Source organism: Microbacterium sp. MTN4-26 (assembly GCF_042846595.1).
GTDB lineage: Bacteria > Actinomycetota > Actinomycetes > Actinomycetales > Microbacteriaceae > Microbacterium > Microbacterium luteum.
In genome coordinates this window covers 90,270-108,764 of sequence record NZ_BTGO01000006.1, presented here as the reverse complement: position 1 = coordinate 108,764, position 18,495 = coordinate 90,270, and the positions used below count along the sequence as shown (strand labels likewise).

General features: G+C 70.2%; 9 protein-coding genes. 1 reads left to right on the top strand and 8 read right to left on the bottom strand.

Annotated features, from left to right (window positions below; all coding sequences use genetic code 11):
• The 5 genes from ACGG9C_RS06685 to ACGG9C_RS06665 form a co-directional block, all read right to left on the bottom strand.
• Positions 1-5,949, bottom strand: coding sequence for an Ig-like domain-containing protein (locus ACGG9C_RS06685; RefSeq protein ID WP_194383815.1), 5,949 nt, complete (start codon positions 5,947-5,949; stop codon positions 1-3).
• 1 nt (position 5,950) lies between these two features.
• Positions 5,951-7,081 (bottom strand): serine/threonine-protein kinase, encoded by a 1,131-nt coding sequence (locus ACGG9C_RS06680; protein ID WP_194383816.1) that lies wholly within the window; start codon positions 7,079-7,081, stop codon positions 5,951-5,953.
• Positions 7,082-7,189: 108 nt separating this feature from the next.
• On the bottom strand, positions 7,190-7,843 hold the full coding sequence (locus ACGG9C_RS06675) for a spermidine/putrescine ABC transporter substrate-binding protein (RefSeq protein ID WP_071044905.1): 654 nt from the start codon (positions 7,841-7,843) through the stop codon (positions 7,190-7,192).
• Positions 7,844-7,896: 53 nt separating this feature from the next.
• Entirely contained in the window at positions 7,897-8,400 is a 504-nt protein-coding gene (locus ACGG9C_RS06670) for a hypothetical protein (protein ID WP_228480830.1), read from the bottom strand.
• Between the two features lie 4 nt (positions 8,401-8,404).
• Entirely contained in the window at positions 8,405-9,370 is a 966-nt protein-coding gene (locus ACGG9C_RS06665; RefSeq protein WP_194383817.1) for an ABC transporter, read from the bottom strand.
• Between the two features lie 150 nt (positions 9,371-9,520).
• Between ACGG9C_RS06665 and ACGG9C_RS06660 the strand changes: the two genes are divergently transcribed.
• Positions 9,521-10,141: a hypothetical protein gene (locus tag ACGG9C_RS06660; RefSeq protein WP_194383818.1), complete on the top strand. Its 621-nt coding sequence runs from the start codon at positions 9,521-9,523 to the stop codon at positions 10,139-10,141.
• Here ACGG9C_RS06660 and ACGG9C_RS06655 read toward each other — a convergent pair.
• The 3 genes from ACGG9C_RS06655 to ACGG9C_RS06645 all read right to left on the bottom strand — a co-directional run bounded on the left by ACGG9C_RS06655 (position 10,138) and on the right by ACGG9C_RS06645 (position 18,295).
• Positions 10,138-10,758 (bottom strand): hypothetical protein, encoded by a 621-nt coding sequence (locus ACGG9C_RS06655; RefSeq protein ID WP_194383819.1) that lies wholly within the window; start codon positions 10,756-10,758, stop codon positions 10,138-10,140. The two genes, ACGG9C_RS06660 and ACGG9C_RS06655, sit on opposite strands and share 4 nt — an antisense overlap.
• Positions 10,759-10,850: 92 nt before the next feature.
• On the bottom strand, positions 10,851-14,723 hold the full coding sequence (rpoC, locus tag ACGG9C_RS06650) for a DNA-directed RNA polymerase subunit beta' (protein WP_194383820.1): 3,873 nt from the start codon (positions 14,721-14,723) through the stop codon (positions 10,851-10,853).
• Positions 14,724-14,803: 80 nt separating this feature from the next.
• Positions 14,804-18,295 (bottom strand): DNA-directed RNA polymerase subunit beta, encoded by a 3,492-nt coding sequence (locus ACGG9C_RS06645; RefSeq protein ID WP_194383821.1) that lies wholly within the window; start codon positions 18,293-18,295, stop codon positions 14,804-14,806.
• Positions 18,296-18,495: the final 200 nt, after the last annotated feature.

Here is an 18,495-nt window from a genome sequence, read left to right as displayed (position 1 = left end):
TCAGCCGGCCGGGGGCTCCGACGGCGCTTCGCCGGGCTGACAGGTCGCGGCGAAGGTCGTCTGGGCGTTGCGGAGTCCCCATCCCTGCGCGCTCCAGTCCACCGTCACCGAGATGCCTTCGACGTACGCCGCGCCGACCGGCACCTGCCAGGTTCCCGCCTCGTGCGGCAGCGGATTGTTCTCGGCGTCGAAGTAGCGCAGCGATCCGTTGCCGAAGGTGATCGCGGCCGTGCCGCCGCCCGGGGCGTTCGACGACGAGCTCGTGCGCTGGAGCGTGCCGCCGCCGACACAAGAGGTCACCGACCATGTCGCCTGCACCTGGTAAGGCGCACTCCCCGCGCGCGACGTGACGCCCGCCCAGTCTGTGGTCGGGCCGCGCCATTGGTGCACGTAGCGCACCCGGATGCCCGGGTCGCCGTCGAAGACGCTCGTCGGCGGACCGCCGGAGAACTCGGCCGCGTTGAAGCGCGGCGGGTCCTCGTCGGAGGTGGGCAGATCGCGGATGCGCCACTCGGCGCGATTGGAGGTGACGTCGGGGCGGGCGTCGACGACGAAGGTGTACCCCCGCGGCGCGTCGTCGTCCTGCACGGCGTACACCGCCTTGGTGACGGTGACCTCGCCGAAGGACCGCCCGCCGTACGTCGAGGTCACGCACATGTCGTAGGAGTACTCCTCGCCGTCGTCCACCTCGAATTCCGCGCGGGCGCCGTCGTCGTCGGGCCGGCAGAACCTGCCCGCCTCGACGATGTCGTACCGCAGACTCGACCCCTGGCCGTTGACGGTCGCGCTGCCGGTGGCGACGATCGTGGCCGTGCCATCGCCATTGTTGGTCGCCGTCAGCGTCAGCTGGGCGTTCCGCGGCGCGCCGACGCCGTTCGCGGCGACCGTCACCGACGAGCCGGATGCGCTGCCGCCGAGGCCGGGCGGCACGTCGAAGCGCGACAGCGGGGTGACCGTGACCGTGGATGCGGCGTTCGTGCCGATGCGGTACTCCGGCACGGTGACGCGCGTGTCCCATCGCGACACGGACACGGTCGACTCGTCGCCGGACGGGCTCGTGAGGCGCAGACTGCCGGTCTCGGCGGTGTCGATGCCGGTGATCTCCAGCCGGATGACACCACCCTCGCCCGACGCGGTGGCGACCGGAGCCGCGGAGACGGCGTCGGGCGCCGGCGGCGGGTCGTAGGCCCACGCGGTCGTTCCCACCGCGCTGCGGGACTCGCCGACGCCGTTGACCGCGCGCGCCTCGTAGACCCGCTGCTCGCCGTTGGGCGCGGAGATCGCCGGGCACGTGCCATCGGCCCCGCACCGCGCCACCACCTGACCACCGCTTCGGATGACGAAGCCCGTGAGCGAGGGGTAGGCCTGTCGGGCGGCGCCCGGATCGACGCGCAGGGTGATGCGACCGTCCGCATACGCGGTCTGCGTCACCGACGCCGGCGCCCGAGGGTATCCCTGCAGATCCAGCAGCAGCGCGCCGTTGCGCTCACCCGCCGACACGCGCCCCTGAGCGTCGCGAACCGCGAAAGACGCCGAGCACGTGGCGCCGGGAGCGTCGCTCGACCACGACGCGACCACACTCGAGGCATCCGCGACCGCGAAGGTGACGCCCGTGCACGCGCCCGTCGGGGCGACGCCCACGACCTCGAGCGGCGTGCCCGGCAGGGGGTTGACCTCTCCCCCGGCGCCCACGACGTCGATCGTGCACTGCCCGCCGGAGGCCTGCGAGCACTGCTGCGTCACCGACCCGCCGCGGGGAAGCGTGGAAGGCGCCGCCCCGACCCGCAGCAGCAGGCGCGCCGACGCCACGCCCGGGTGGCTCGTGACCGACACCACCACGGCTTCCTGGCCGCCGGGCACCGCATCGTCGGCGCCCGTGATCGACAGCGTCGACCCCGACAGGGCGATCTCGAAGGCCCGACCCTCGCTGGAGACGGCGTACGAGATGCCGGCCCAGTCCTCGCGCAGCTGCCACGAGGTCATCTCGCGCAGGTCGAACGCCTCGGTCTCGCCGGGGCCGACCGTGAGCGACGCCGGGGCGAGCTCCGGCTGCGGGTCGAGGGCGACGATGGTGATGGGGACCGAGAGGTAGGTCCACTCCTGCTGGCCGACCATCCGGACCGGCACCTGGCACGCATCGGAGAAGGGGGCACCGGCACCCGCGTCGTACGTCACCTCGGTCCCCGACGCCGCCCGGCAGGCCGCCTCGGCCCGCGCACCGGCGGCGCGCACGTCGTCGCCCACCTCGAGCGAGGCGCCGCGCGGGAGCGCGACGTGATCGGCGAGATCGAACGTGACCGACTCCAGCTCGGTCACCTCCGGCGCCGGCACTCCGGCGCGCAGCGCCAGCTCGATGTCGTCGTCGCCGGGCACCCGCAGGAACGCGTAGGTGGTGACCTCCCCCGAGGCGCCCTCGCCCGTGACCGAGAACGGGATGATGCGGGTGCGCTCCGGGAGCTCGCCCCGAAGGGACGCCCCCTCCACCTCGACGTCATCGACCTCGCCCCAGAGACCGACCTCGAGCTCGCCGACGTCGCCGCCGGACCAGACGGTCTTCCCCGCGAGCACATCCACCCCGTCGGCGAAGTCGTCACGGGTCTCGACGGTGAGCACCGTGTCGTCGACGACCGGGTAGTCGGGCACGGCGTCGCGCACGACCTTGACCACGACCAGGCCCCGACCGGTGTTTCCCGACGACGAGGCCACGTCGTAGAGGAACGACATCGTGCCGACCTGCTCGCCCGCCTCGACGACGAGCGTGCGCTCTCCCGCGACATCCACCAGCGCGTCCAGCCGCGTGTACTCGGGGTTGATCGATCCGTCGGCCAGCGCCGTGGGCTGATCCGGGCGCACGGCGGTGACCTCCAGCTCCCCCCCGGTGGGGTCGATGTCGTTCGCGACGGGATCCACGCGCACGACGTTCTGGGCGCCGACCTGCACCTGCACGTAGTCGGTGAACGTGATCGGGCTCGGATTGGCCTCCGAGTCGAGCACGCCCACGCGCACGGTTCCCTCGCCGGTCTCGCCGAACTCGTCCACGACCCGGTAGCGGAACTCGTCCTGCCCGCTGTCGCCGGCGACGCTGGAGTACACCAGCGCCGTGCCGTCGGCCGAGACGGTCGCCACACCCGACGCCGGCTGCGCGATGACCGCATCGAGCCGCACGACGTCGCCGTCCGGATCCATCCCGAAGCCGTCGAAGGCGATGCGGGTGCTCTCGCCGCTGAGCACCCGGGCTTCGAGCGTGTCGGCCGACGGGGCCCGGTTGGCGTCGGAGTCGAGCACCTCGATGCGCACCGTCGCGGTGTCCTCGAGGCTCGGCGCGCCCGTGAGATAGGCGGCGTACTCCACGGTGTAGCTGCCGGGTTCGTCCGGCGCCAAGTATCGCAGGCGATCGGCGGAGGCGAAGGCCAGGGCGTCACCGGTCGACGACACGACCGACGCCGGATTCAACACCGGACGCCCGCCCGAGGGGGCGACGTCGTTCTCGAGCACGGGGATGTCCACCTGCGCGCCCGTGCGCACGACGACGGCGTCATCCACCGCGATCGGGGCCAGTTCCGGCGCGGGCGGCAGCAGGTAGACGGTGGCCTCGCCTCTGACTGAGGCGCCGCCGTCCTGGGTGCCGTCGCTCACCGTATAGGTCACGGTGCCCAGCCGGCCCGCTTCGCCCGTGGCCGTCGTTCCGGAGACGCGCAGATAGTTCTGTCCGACGCCGTCGACGCTGAGGCTCGCCCCCTCGTCGGGGCGCGCCTCGACGTCGCTGAGCAGCAGCACCCGGCGCGTGGGGTTGGACACCGCCGCGAAGACGTCGAGGGTCGCATCCTCCTGCGGGTGGACGAACGCGACGACCGGAGCGGTCGCGAGATCGGCCGGCGCGTCGGCGGCGAGCAGGGTGATGCGCGCCGTGGCGGTGGCGGAGCTGTCGCCGTCGGTGACCGTGTAATCCACCCGGTAGGTGCCGGGCTCCTCGGCGGCCACGTCGAACGTCGTGGACCCGCCGACGACGGTCGCCGTGGCTGCGGCGTCGTCGAGCACGCGCACCGACTCGAGCGAGATGGCCCCGGCCGTGCCGGTCACGTGGTCGATCACGTCGACGCTCGTCGCGGCGTCGATCGAGTCGATCACCGCGAAGGACTGCGCCGCCAGGAGCGGCTGCGGCGAGACGCGCACCATGAGCGACTTCGCGGCCGTGGCCCCCGCCGTGTCGGCGACGGTCACGATCAGTTCGATGAGCTCCTCCGTGCCGCCGCCGTCGTCGTCGTGCTGGTAGACGACCTCTCCGGCGGGTGTCGCCGCGACGTTGCCGACGCCGCTCGGGTTCTCCACCGACAGCAGCAGCAGCGGATCGCCCTCGGGGTCGACCCATCCCGGCAGCACCGGGACGGTGACCGTGCCGCCTCGCGCGACCTCCGGGGCGGGCCACGTCACCAGGCACCCCTCGACCCCGCACCAGCGCGGCGCGGTCTGCGCCTCGGGCGCTGCCACGGTGAGCGTCACGGTGGCAGGTTCGGATGCGAGCCCGTCGTCGGCGGTCCCGTCGGTCACGGCGTACGAGAACGTCGCCGAGCCGCTCGCGCCGGGCTCGGTCTGCACCGTGAGCCGTTGCCCGTCGTCGGTGATGCCGACGACGCCGAAGGCGGGGTCGAGCCCCGTGACCGACGCGGCGGCGATCGCGAGCACGTCCTCATTCGGGTCGTGGTCGTTCAGCAGCACCGGCAGGGCCGTCAGCGCACCCGCGCGCACGCCGAACGCATCGGGCTCTGCGATCGGCGGGCGGGGGTCGACCTGCACCGCGAGCTGCTCGTCGCTCGGCTCGGCATCCGGATTCACCCGGTCATCGAGCGCCCAGTTCTGACTCGACGCGACCAGCCCGCCGTCGGGAACGGTCCACACCCATCCGCTGCGGGTCTCGTTGAGGATCACCGCCCCCTGCCCCACGACGAATTCCGGCCGCCGCTGCTCCCCGAGCGTCTCGCCGGCGTAGTCGAGCGGCGTCTCGCCGTCGGCGGAACTCCAGAGCAGACCGCCCGCGGTCCCCTGCGGCAGCCACGCGGCGTACACCTCGCCATCGACGGTCACCGGCTCGGCGGGCAGGCCGAGCACCGACGTGCCGGCGCGCTCCGTGTCGGGGGCGGATCCGTCGACGGGGATGCGCACGAGCGCCGTCTCGTCGGCGACGTAGACGGAGTCGCCCTCGGCCGCGGCGCGTCCGACCACCACGGAGCCTGCCACGTCGACCGTGACCGGCTCGGCCACGCCCTGTCGCCACACCGTTCCGGTGTCGGCATCGACGAGCACCCACGACTCCCCCGCTGCCGTCATCAGCGGCTGCGCGAGGTCGCCGGCGTCGATCGGGTCGCGGACTTCGGACCGGCCCGCGGGGATGTCCCACCGCAGCACCGACCCGTCGCCGGCGGAGTAGGCGAACAGGGTGCCGTCGTCGGCGACGGCGATCGCGTCGGCGGTGTAGGGCGCATCGTCATCGCCCGCCGCGAACGGGTCGAGCTGCACCGCGTCGCCTGCGATCTCGCCCGCGAACACGGTGCCGGCGTCGGTGAGATAGGCGACGTAGTCTCCGGCGGTGGAAACGACCGTCGTGCCGGCCGGAGTCGACGGCGACGCCCGCACCGTCTCGTCGTCCAGATCGACCGGCTGTGCGCCGTCGATGGGCGTGACCTTCGACCAGCTGTCGGTGAACAGGAACGCCCCGCCGGCGTTCTGGGTGACCTCGCTCGGATTCGACACGGTGCGCACCGTGTCCAGTTCGCCGATCGCGGTGTTCACGCGGGCGTAGCGCGACCCCTCGCCCGTCTGCAGCGCCCACACGGACGCGTCGACCTCGGGGGTCTCCTGCGCGTCCAGACCCGGCCAGACGATGCCGGCCGTGAGCACGACGCCCGCGGCGGCGACGCCCGCGACGATGCCGACCAGAGTGCGGCGCCGCACGTCAGATCACCCCCGCGATCAGCAAGGATGCGACGACGCCGACCGCGCCCACGAGCGCCGCCACGGCGACGGCCCACGGCAGCATCCGCTGTCGGGCCCGCTCGGGCGACGTGAACTCGGTGTCCTCATCGCGTGCGAGCGAGGCGACGCCCGTGCGCGGCGCGGTCTTGCGGCGCACCTCCCGCTCGATGCGCGACCGGGCCGGCCCGCGCAGCGCGCTGTCGGCGAAGTCGATCGGGTCAGCGCCCGGCGCCCACTCCGACGCCGGGACCTCCAGCGGCGTCGGCGACACCCCGAGCGATTCCTGCACCGACTGCAGCGCCTCGGCGAACTCACGCGCCGAGGCATATCGCTGTGCCGGAATACGACTCATCGACCGCGCGAGCACGTCTTGCAGCGCATCCGGAACATCGGTGCGCGGGATGGGCGTGTACGACGCTCGGGCGATGCGACGGCGCAGCAGATCCTTGGAGTTCTGGCCGCGTTCACGACGTTCGAAGGGGCTGCGGCCGGCCAGCAGCGAGTAGACGGTGGCGCCCAGACTCCAGACCTCGCTCGAGATCGTGCCGGCCGTCTCCTCCGCGACCACCTCCGGCGCCGACCACGGAATCGACATCGCGAGCACCTCGTCGGCCTGCGTGCCGATGAGCGACGACGAGATGCCGAAGTCGGCCAGCACCGGGGTGCCGAAGGTCGTGACCAGGATGTTGCTGGGCTTCACGTCGCGGTGCACCAGCCCCGCGCGGTGGGCCGATTCCAACGCGGAGGCCATCCGCACCCCGATCGAGAGCACCTCGGTCACCGGCATCCGCTCGACGCGGTAGCGCTGCGACAGCGACCCGGGGCAGAACTCCATCACGATGAACGGCCTGCCGTCGGCGGAGATGCCCGCCTGGTACACGGTCACGATCGACGGATGCGCCGACAGCCGCGCGAGCACGTCGGCCTCGGCGTTGAACATGCGGCGCAGGTCTGCTTCTCGCACGTCGCTCGGCAGCACCTTGACCGCGACGTCGCGCCGGGGCATGTCCTGCTCGTAGAGGAAGACGTCGGCGAAGCCGCCCGAGCCGAGGGGACGGATGTAGGCGAGCCCCGGGAGTATCGGCGGCGCAGAAGGCAGGCGTGCGGCCACCGTTCCTCCCCCTGTTGCCCTGGCGCAAGCCCGCCCATGCTAACAAGCAGACCTGCTCGCACCGCGCATCCCGCCTCGGCGCAGGGCTCAACCCGCCCGACGCAGGGCTCAGGTCAGCGGCGGCGGATCGTCGAAGGGGGCGTCGAGGGAGCGGGTGAGCTCCTCGAGCATCGCGGCGATCTGCGGCTCGACGAGCTCGGCGACGGCCGCCTGGATGCGCAACCGGTGGTGCAGGAGGATCGAGCACACCTCTCGGCCCACCATGTTCGCGTAGTCGTCGGCCAGCCCGACCTCCTGGCGCAGCGCCGCCTTCGCCTCGTCCGTCAGCGGCGGCAGCGCCGGAACGTCGGCGTCGGCCTCCTCCGCGAGCCCGGCGATGGTGAAGAGGAAGGGCGCCCCGGGCACCGGATCCGGGTCGAGCGGCAATCCCTCGAACTCGGGGTCGAGGTCTTCGGCGGGCCGGTAGCTGCGGGCGCGGTTGCGTGCGGCCTGCTGGTCGAGCTCCGCCTGCAGCATGGGGAGGTTCCGCGCGGTGTAGTCGGCGACGGTGTGGTCGACGATCGTCTTGACCCGGGTGGAGAGGCCGTGCTGCACGCCGTGGGGCACGTCCGCACCGAGGCCGGCCGCAGACAGCACCGGAGATCCGAAGCAGCGCCGACACGGCGCGACGCGGCCGCGGTGGGTCGCCGGCTCCCAGCGGGGCAGCCAGCGCAGCCAGGCGTCCACCGCCTGGCTCACCTGCGTCTCGAGCGACCGCTCCACCCCTCCACGGTAGCCGTCCGTCCCCGATCCGACGGGGTTTGCGCCCTCCGGATTCATGCGTCGTCCTCGTCCTCCCACGACCAGTGGGGGCGGGATGCGCGCGTGCGCACGAGCGCGATACCCGCCCACGCCGCCCCGAGCGCCGCGGCGATGATGACGAGCCCGAACCAGGTCGTGGCCACGCGACCGGCCACCGCCGACGCCGCCCCGAGTCCCGACCCGGTGATCACCAGCGTGATCCACATGCCGGCGAGATAGGCGAGCCCCGTTGCGGCGGCGATCCACAGCGACGACATGTACGAGGGATGCGGTCGGCGCACGACGGTCAGCAGCGTCAGAGCGAATGCGGCGATCGACGCGGCGACGGCCACCGCCCCGGGCGCCTGACCGAGGCCGGGCATCGCGATCACGGACTCGTCGGTGACCAGGCTCGTCATGCCGAGCCCGAAGATGAGCAGCGCGAGGTCGCCGACGGTGGCGAAGACGACGGCGACGCCCGGTCGCACGGGTCCCCCGCCGGAGGCGGAGGGGTCCGGTGCGCCGGGCGTCGCGGTCACGGTCTTACGGGCGGACCAGTTGGGGTCCCGCCTCGAGGGTGCGCTCGTACTCGCGCTGCGCCTCGGTGTTGAGCTCGGTGACGCGCTTGCCGCGCGATGCGACCCACGCGCCGTACCAGATGGTCAGTTCGCGGCCGAGGACGAAGGCGACGATCGCCAGCGGGGCGAGCACCTGCTCCTCGACGAGGGCCGCGCCCTCACGGGCGGTCAGCAGCCAGAACGGCGCCTGGAAGAGCTGCCCGAGGATGTGACCGCCGTAGGACGCCAGACCCACCAGCAGGCCGAAGATCACCCACGCACCCCACCGACCGCGGTTGATGATGGCGCCCAGCAGCCAGAACGACAGGAAGAAGACGACGACAGGCACCCACAGGGATGCCGTGGCGAGCGCCTCGAGCGCATCGGTGCCGATCGTCTCGGCGGTGACCGACCCCTCGATGGCGCCGAAACCGAGCCACGCCGCGAGGTACAGCACGGCGAAGGTGAGAGCGGCGAGCACGCCGATGGCGCCGGCGGCGGCACGGTTCCCGCGCGGGCGGGGGGCTTCGGGTGCCTGAACGAAGATCGGCTGCGGGCTGGCGGCGGGCGCGACGTAGGCGGGTTCCGCGTGGGCGGGTCCGGCGTCCGCCGGCTGGGCGGCGGGCTCCTCGGCCCACGAGGGGACGTCGTAGGTCCGCTCGGTGTACGACGGCTCGTCGGCGGCGACGACCGTCTCATCGACGGGCGCGTCATAGGCCGTGGCGGCGGGCTCGTCCGAGACCGGCTCGCGGGTCACCGGCTCGGCGGTCTCCGTCGATGTCGGCTCGGCGGCGGGCTCCTGGGGATCGGGGTCGGCGGCGGCCTGCGCGGCGGCTTCCTCGCGACGGGCGGCCTCGGCGTCGGCGAGACCGGCGTTGGCCTGTCCGACCACGTCATCCACCGGGCCGGGCTCTTCGACCGGCTCCCCGTACGACGACTTGGGGTCACTCATCGTGATCGCACTCCTCACGCGGGGACGATCCCCGCAGTTGCGAAGATATCGCGGGGATGCGCGTGGGGCCCGCAGGCGTGCCGGGCGTTGCGGCACCGGATTCGTCCCGGATGCCTCCCACGCGTCACGGCATCGGATTAGGGTGTCATCATGCTGCGCCGCCACGCTTCCCGCGCCGCCCTGGCGGCGGCATCCGTGCTGGTCGCCGCCGCCCTCGCCGGGTGCGCTCCGGACCCGGCCGACACGCCGACGCCCGATCCGACCGTCAGCGCGAAAGACCCGTCCGGCCTGCCGTCGCCGATCGAGTCGATGACGCCCGGCGCGACCCCGACACCGACGGTCGAGCCCGCCGCGGCGGTGCCGAGCGACTGCGAGTCCCTGCTGAACGACGAGGTGCGTGCGCAGCTGTACGGCATCCCGCTGAACGACCCCGCGTTCGGGCCGAGCGGCGTACAGGCCGACGGGTCGCTCATCTGCATCTGGGGCGACCCGGCGGCGGATACGACGAGCCTCGTCACGACCATCGAGACTCTCTCGCGCGACCCCGCCCTCGAGCAGCTCAACGCGCTCGTCGAAGACGAGGGGTTCACGTGCTACACCCCCGACGGGGGCACGCGGTGCGAGAAGACGTGGGACAACCCGGACTATCCGGTCACCGATGGGCGCACCCTGTTCTGGCGTGCCGACCTGATGATCGACACCCGGTACTCCAACCTCGCCCCGACCGGCTACACCTCCTCGGTGATCACCTCGATCTGGGGCGAGGACTAACCCCAGACCTGGTCGGCGACCCGCGCGGCGTAGTCCTCGGGATGCCACGCGCTCTCCCGGCTCGCCACCCACACCCCGTCACGGATGCGGTGCACTTCGACCTCGCCGGATGCGGTGCGCGAGCACGTGAGCGACGTCTCGGTGGTGTCGCACGTGAAGCCCTGTCCGCGCAGGGCCGCGTCGGCGACGGTCACCGCGTCGTCGGCGACGGTCGCGAGCGTCGTCGTGATGGTGCCGTACTCCGAGCGCCATCCGCACGTGACGGCCACGACGGGTGCCAGCAGATCGTTCAGCCCCTCCACCGCCGTGACGGGCGCGGCGCCGGTCTGCGACAGCAGGGCGTCCGGACTCCACACGAGCTCGGCCCACAGGTCGTCGGCGTAGAGCGCGCGGCAGTCGATGTCGGAGAAGTCCTCGGCCGTGATGACCTCGGCAGGGGGCACCGTCGGCTCGGCCTGCACGTTCTGAGCACTGCCGAACCGGAGGGCATCGCCGATGAATCCCACGACGCCGGGAACCTGCGGGGCGGCGAGCCACCCGAGCGCACCGACCACGGCGAGGCAGATCATCCCGATGGGTACGGCGAGCCACAGGCTCCGTCCGCCCGTGCGCGCCATCCGTCGACCCCTTCCGTCGCGCCTTCCACCGTACGTCGGAACGACGACGGGCCCCGGCATTGCCGGGGCCCGTCGTCGTTCGTGGATTCAGCTCAGTTGTAGTTGCCGCTGAAGTCGTCCGTGGAGAAGCTGTCGAAGTCGACGTAGCTCAGGTCGGTGTCGCTGTAGGCACCGTCCGACGCGAAGATACGGTTGGGGTACCGCTCGCTCTTCGCCTCTTCGGTGGCCTCGACCGTCACGTTGCGGTACTTCGCGAGCCCCGTGCCGGCCGGGATCAGCTTTCCGATGATCACGTTCTCCTTCAGGCCCACCAGCGGGTCGCTCTTGCCCTCCATCGCAGCCTGCGTCAGCACGCGCGTCGTCTCCTGGAACGACGCGGCCGACAGCCACGACTCGGTCGCGAGCGACGCCTTGGTGATACCCATGAGCTCCGGGCGGCCCGAAGCGGGACGCTGACCCTGGGTCACGGCCTCACGGTTGATCTGCTGGTACCGCTTGAAGTCGACCATCTCACCGGGCAGCAGCGGGGTGTCGCCGTGGTCGACCACGGTGACCTTCCGCAGCATCTGGCGCACGATGACCTCGATGTGCTTGTCGTGGATCGGCACACCCTGCGAGCGGTACACGCCCTGCACGCCGCCGACGAGGTACTTCTGCACCTCGCGGGCACCCTGCACGCGCATGATCTCCTTCGGGTCGAGCGTGCCGACCTGGAGGGGCTGACCGACGGTGACATGCTGGCCGTCTTCGACGAGCAGCGTCGCGCGCTTGAGCACCGGGTAGACGTGCGGCTCGTCGCCGTTGTCGGGCGTGAGGATGACCTTCTTGCTCTTCTCGGTCTCGTCGATCGTGATGCGTCCGTCGGACTCGGCGATCGGCGAGGCACCCTTCGGGGTACGCGCCTCGAACAGCTCCTGCACGCGGGGCAGACCCTGCGTGATGTCATCCGCCGACGCCGAACCACCCGTGTGGAAGGTGCGCATCGTCAGCTGGGTACCGGGCTCACCGATCGACTGGGCCGCGATGATGCCGACGGCCTCGCCGATGTCCACCAGCGAGCCGGTGGCCAGCGAACGGCCGTAGCACTGCGCGCAGACACCGACCGCGGAATCGCAGGTCAGCACCGAGCGCACCTTGATGCTCTCGACACCGGCCGCGATGAGCTGGTTGATCTCGGGGTCGCCGACATCCGAACCCGCCTCGAGCACGACCGCGCCCTTCGCATCGACCGCGTCGACGGCCAGGGTGCGGGCGAACACCGAGTTCTCGACGTTCGGGTCGCGCACGAGCTCGCCGTCGGAATCGGCGGCTGCGATGACGAACTCCAGACCCTTGTTCGTGCCGCAGTCCTCTTCGCGGATGATGACATCCTGCGAGACGTCGACGAGGCGACGCGTGAGGTAACCGGAGTCCGCGGTGCGGAGGGCGGTGTCGGCCAGGCCCTTGCGGGCACCGTGCGTGGCGATGAAGTACTCCGCCACCGACAGGCCCTCGCGGTACGAGGAGATGATCGGGCGCGGGATGATCTCACCCTTGGGGTTGTTCACCAGGCCACGCATACCCGCGATATTGCGGATCTGCAGCCAGTTACCACGTGCACCCGAGGACACCATGCGGTTGATGGTGTTGCTCTCCGGGAAGTGCGCGCGCATCGCCTTCTGCACCTCGTCGGTCGCCTCGGTCCAGATCTGGATGAGCTCCTGACGACGCTCGGCGTCGGTGATGAGGCCCTTCTCGAACTGCGACTGCGCCTTGGCGGCCTGCTTCTCGTGCTTGGCGACGATCTCGCGCTTCTCCGGCGGGGTGAGGATGTCGCTCAGCGCGACCGTCACACCCGAACGCGTGGCCCAGTAGAAGCCGGCGTCCTTGATGCGGTCGAGGGTCGCGGCGACCTCCACCTTGGGGTACTCCTCGGCGAGCTTGTTCACGATCTGCGACAGCTTGCCCTTGTCGGCCTGCTCGCGCACGAACGGGTAGCCCTTGGGCAGGGCGTCGTTGAAGATCGCCTGGCCGAGCGAGGCATCCAGCAGCCCGTGACGGTCGTAGCCCTCGGGCGCTTCGCCCTCGAGGAACGTCAGCCCCGGAACCCGGATGCGCACCTTGGCCTGCAGGTCGAGGGTGCCCTCGTCCTTGGCCATGATCGCCTCGGAGACCGAGCCGAAGACGCGGCCTTCGCCGGTCGCACCCTCGATGACCGTGGTCAGGTGGTGCAGACCGATGATCATGTCCTGCGAGGGCAGGGTCACCGGGCGACCGTCCGACGGCTTCAGGATGTTGTTCGACGCGAGCATCAGCACGCGGGCCTCGGCCTGCGCCTCGACCGACAGCGGCAGGTGCACGGCCATCTGGTCGCCGTCGAAGTCGGCGTTGAACGCCGCGCACACGAGCGGGTGGAGCTGGATGGCCTTGCCCTCGACGAGCTGCGGCTCGAAGGCCTGGATGCCGAGGCGGTGCAGCGTGGGGGCACGGTTCAGCAGAACCGGACGCTCACGGATGATCTCCTCGAGCACGTCCCAGACCTCGGGGCGGTAGCGCTCGACGGCACGCTTGGCGGCCTTGATGTTCTGCGAGTGACCGAGGTCGATCAGGCGCTTGATGACGAACGGCTTGAACAGCTCCAGCGCCATCTGCTTGGGCAGACCGCACTGGTGCAGCTGCAGGCGCGGCCCCACGACGATGACCGAACGGCCCGAGTAGTCCACGCGCTTTCCGAGCAGATTCTGGCGGAAGCGCCCCTGCTTTCCCTTCAGCATGTCGCTGAGGGACTTCAGGGCGCGGTTGCCGGTGCCGGTGACGGGGCGGCCGCGACGACCGTTGTCGAACAGCGCGTCGACGGCCTCCTGCAGCATCCGCTTCTCGTTGTTGACGATGATCTCGGGTGCACCGAGGTCGATCAGGCGACGGAGGCGGTTGTTGCGGTTGATCACGCGGCGGTACAGGTCGTTCAGGTCGGAGGTCGCGAAGCGGCCGCCGTCGAGCTGAACCATCGGGCGGAGCTCCGGCGGGATGACCGGGACGACATCCAGCACCATCGCCGACGGGTTCATGCCCGTCTGCAGGAAGGAGTTGACGACCTTCAGGCGCTTGATCGCGCGGATCTTGCGCTGGCCCTTGCCCTCGGCGATCTGCAGGTGCAGGCTCTCAGCCTCGGCACGCAGGTCGAACGCCGACAGGCGGCGCTGGATCGACTCGGCACCCATGTGCGCCTCGAAGTACTGCCCGAAGCGGTCCTGCAGCTCGTGGAAGATCTCGTCCTCGCCCTTGAGCGAGCCGACCTCCAGCGTGCGGAATTCCTCCCACACGCGCTCGAGCTTGGCGATGGAGTCGTCCGCGTTCTTGCGGATCGAGGTCATCTCCTTCTCGGCGGCGTCCTTGACCTTCTTCTTCTGGTCGGCCTTGGCGCCCTCCTCCTCGAGCGAGGCGAGCTCCTCCTCCAGCTTCTGCAGCCGGGTCGCGATGCGCGCATCCCGACGGTCGCCGAGGTTCTTCATCTCCAGGCGGAGGTTGTTCTCATGCGTGGGGAGGTCGCGGTGACGCGCCTCCTCGTCGACCGAGATCACCATGTAGGCGGCGAAGTAGATGACCTTCTCGAGGTCCTTCGGCGCCATGTCGAGCAGGTAGCCCAGGCGCGAGGGCACGCCCTTGAAGTACCAGATGTGAGTGACCGGGGCGGCCAGTTCGATGTGGCCCATCCGCTCGCGACGCACGGAGGACTTGGTGACCTCCACGCCGCAGCGCTCGCAGACGATGCCCTTGAAGCGGACGCGCTTGTACTTGCCGCACGAGCACTCCCAGTCGCGGCTGGGTCCGAAGATCTGCTCGCCGAACAGACCGTCCTTCTCGGGCTTCAGGGTGCGGTAGTTGATGGTCTCGGGCTTCTTGACCTCGCCGTAGGACCAGCGACGGATGTCGTCGGCGGTGGCCAGGCCGATGCGAAGCTCGTCAAAAGTTGTTGCGTCGAGCACGTGTGTTTACTCCTGTGAGATTCCGGTGATCGAGTAGCCGCGACGCGGCGTATCGAGATCAGTGGGTCGGATGCCGCGGGTCAGATCTCGTCGATCGACGAAGACTCGAACCGGGTGGAGATGTTGATGCCGAGCTCCTCCGCTGCGCGGAAGGCGTCGTCATCGGTGTCACGGAGGTTGACCGCCGTGCCGTCCGCCGAGAGCACCTCGACGTTCAGGCAGAGCGACTGCATCTCCTTCATGAGCACCTTGAAGGACTCGGGGATGCCGGGCTCCTGGATGTTCTCGCCCTTGACGATCGACTCGTACACCTTGACGCGGCCGAGGATGTCGTCGGACTTGATCGTGAGGAGCTCCTGCAGCGCGTACGCGGCGCCGTAGGCCTCGAGGGCCCACACCTCCATCTCACCGAAGCGCTGACCGCCGAACTGCGCCTTGCCACCGAGCGGCTGCTGGGTGATCATCGAGTACGGACCCGTCGAACGCGCGTGGATCTTGTCGTCGACGAGGTGGTGCAGCTTCAGGATGTACATGTAGCCGACGGAGATCGGTGCCGGGAACGGCTCGCCCGAGCGACCGTCGAACAGCTGCGTCTTTCCGCTGGAGTCGATCATGCGGTCGCCGTCGCGGTTGGGCAGCGTCGAGTCGAGCAGACCGACGAGCTCCGACTCGAAGGCGCCGTCGAACACCGGGGTGGCGACCTTCGTGCCCGGGGCGGCCTCGCGGGCCTGCTCCGGCAGCTGGGCGGCCCACTCGGGGGTGCCCTCGACCTTCCAGCCCTGCTTGGCGATCCATCCGAGGTGCAGTTCCAGCACCTGGCCGAAGTTCATTCGACCGGGGATGCCGAGAGGGTTCAGCACGATGTCCACCGGGGTGCCGTCCGGCAGGAACGGCATGTCCTCGACGGGGAGGATCTTCGCGATGACGCCCTTGTTGCCGTGGCGGCCGGCGAGCTTGTCGCCCTCGGTGATCTTGCGCTTCTGGGCGATGTAGACCACGACGCGGCGGTTGACGCCCGAGCCCAGCTCGTCGTCGCCCTCCTCGGCGTCGAACTCCTTGACGGCGATGATCGTGCCCTGCTCACCGTGGGGAACCTTCAGCGACGTGTCGCGCACCTCGCGGCTCTTCTCGTTGAAGATCGCGCGGAGCAGGCGCTCCTCGGCCGAGAGCTCCGTCTCACCCTTGGGCGTGACCTTGCCGACGAGGATGTCGCCGGGACGCACCTCGGCGCCGATGCGGATGATGCCGCGCTCGTCGAGGTCCTTCAGCAGGTCGGGGCTCACGTTGGGGAGGTCACGGGTGATCTCCTCCTTGCCGAGCTTGGTGTCGCGGGCGTCGACCTCGTACTCCTCGATGTGGATCGAGGAGAGGGTGTCTTCCTTCACCAGGTCCTGGCTGAGGATGATCGCATCCTCGAAGTTGTGACCCTCCCACGTCATGAACGCCACGAGGAGGTTCTTGCCGAGCGCCAGCTCGCCGTTCTCGGTCGCGGGACCGTCGGCGATGACCTCGCCGGCCTCGATGCGGTCACCCGCGGAGACGACGACGCGCTGGTTGTAGCTGGTGCCCTGGTTGGAGCGGTCGAACTTGCGCAGGTAGTAGTCCTGCGTGCCGCCCTCGTCGAGCTGCACGGTCACGACGTCGGCCGAGACCTCCATGACCACACCCGGCTTCTGCGCGGTGATGACGTCTCCGGCGTCGACGGCGGCGTAGCCCTCCATGCCGGTGCCGACCAGGGGCGAGTCGCTGCGCAGCAGCGGCACGGCCTGACGCTGCATGTTCGCACCCATGAGGGCGCGGTTGGCGTCGTCGTGCTCGAGGAACGGGATGAGCGAGGTCGCGACCGACACCATCTGGCGCGGCGAGACATCCATGTAGCCGATGTCCTCGGCGGGCACGAGCTCGACCTCGCCGCCCTTCGAGCGGGCGAGGACGCGGGTCTCCTCGAAGTGACCGTCGGACTTCAGCGGCGCGTTGGCCTGGGCGACGATGAAGTCTTCCTCCTCCGCGGCGGTGAGGTACTGGATATCGTCGGTGACGCGGCCGTTCTCGACCTTGCGGTACGGCGTCTCGATGAAGCCGAACGCGTTGATGCGCGCGAACGAGGCGAGCGAGCCGATGAGGCCGATGTTCGGGCCTTCCGGCGTCTCGATCGGGCACATGCGGCCGTAGTGCGAGGGGTGCACGTCGCGCACCTCGACGCCGGCGCGCTCACGGGAGAGGCCGCCGGGGCCGAGGGCCGACAGACGGCGCTTGTGGGTCAGGCCCGCGAGCGGGTTGTTCTGATCCATGAACTGCGACAGCTGCGAGGTGCCGAAGAACTCCTTGATCGCGGCGACGACGGGGCGCACGTTGATCAGGGTCTGCGGCGTGATCGCCTCGATGTCCTGCGTGGTCATTCGCTCGCGGACGACGCGCTCCATGCGGGACAGACCGGTGCGGACCTGGTTCTGGATGAGCTCGCCGACCGCGCGGATGCGGCGGTTGCCGAAGTTGTCGATGTCGTCGACGTCCATGCGGATCTCGACCTCGTTGCCGGCGCGGGTGCCGGTGAAGGTCGTGTCGCCGCGGTGCAGGCGGACCAGGTACTTGATCGTCGCGACGATGTCGTCGACGGTCAGCACCGAGTCGGTCAGCTCGCCCTCGAGGCCCAGCTTGCGGTTGATCTTGTAGCGACCCACCTTGGCGAGGTCGTACCGCTTCGGGTTGAAGTAGAAGTTGTCCAGCAGCGCACGAGCGGCCTCGGCGGCGACCTGCTCACCCGGACGGAGCTTGCGGTAGATGTCGCGGAGCGCATCCTCCTTGGTGAGGATGGTGTCCTTCTCGAGCGTCTCCTCGATCGAGGTGAAGCCGGCGAACTCGTTCAGGATGTCTTCGCTGGTGAGGCCGAGGGCCTTCAGGAAGACGGTGACCGACTGCTTGCGCTTGCGGTCGATGCGCACGCCGACCTGGTCGCGCTTGTCGATCTCGAACTCGAGCCAGGCGCCGCGCGACGGGATGACGCGGGCCGAGACGATGTCCTTGTCACTGGTCTTGTCGGGGGTCTTGTCGAAGTAGACGCCCGGCGAGCGAACCAGCTGCGAGACGACGACGCGCTCGGTGCCGTTGATGATGAACGTGCCCTTGTCGGTCTGGAGCGGGAAGTCGCCCATGAAGACCGTCTGGGTCTTGATCTCACCGGTCTGGTGGTTCATGAACTCGGCCTCGACGTAGAGCGGGGCAGCGTACGTCTTGCCGCGCTCCTTGCACTCCTCGATGGAGTACTTCTCGGGCTCGAGGTAGGGGTTCGTGAACGACAGCTGCATCGTCTCGGAGAGGTCCTCGATCGGCGAGATCTCCTCGAAGATCTCCTCGAGACCGCTCTGCAGGGCGACGTCGGTGCGGCCCGCGGCCTGCGCCTCGGCGAGGCGGTCGCGCCACGCCTCGTTGCCGACCAGCCAGTCGAAGGACTCGGTCTGCAGCGCCAGCAGGTCGGGGACCGTCAGCGTGTCGGAGACTTTGGCGAACGAGAGACGGGAAGCTCCGCGTCCGTTCTTGGGGGTGGTGGTGGATGCGTTGCTCGCAGCAGCCAAGGGGATTACCTCCGTGGGCCCGGGCGGGGCCTGTTTCCTTGTCGTCAGGTGGAGTGCTCAGTCGTCCCCGAAGTCCGCGAGCCGCACGCCGCTTCGTGTCGATCTCGTGAAGCGGGGGCACACGGACACCGCCGACCACCATATGAGGGCAGGGGGAATCCAAAGCGCAAAGACTCACTATACGCCCCGCGACGCGCCAT

What these genes read in the sequence shown, in the direction of transcription:
- ACGG9C_RS06665 (WP_194383817.1), bottom strand. Translation starts at nt 9,370, where the DNA reads ATGAGTGACCCCAAGTCGTCGTACGGGGAGCCGGTCGAAGAGCCCGGC.
- ACGG9C_RS06660 (WP_194383818.1), top strand. Translation starts at nt 9,521, where the DNA reads ATGCTGCGCCGCCACGCTTCCCGCGCCGCCCTGGCGGCGGCATCCGTG.
- ACGG9C_RS06655 (WP_194383819.1), bottom strand. Translation starts at nt 10,758, where the DNA reads ATGGCGCGCACGGGCGGACGGAGCCTGTGGCTCGCCGTACCCATCGGG.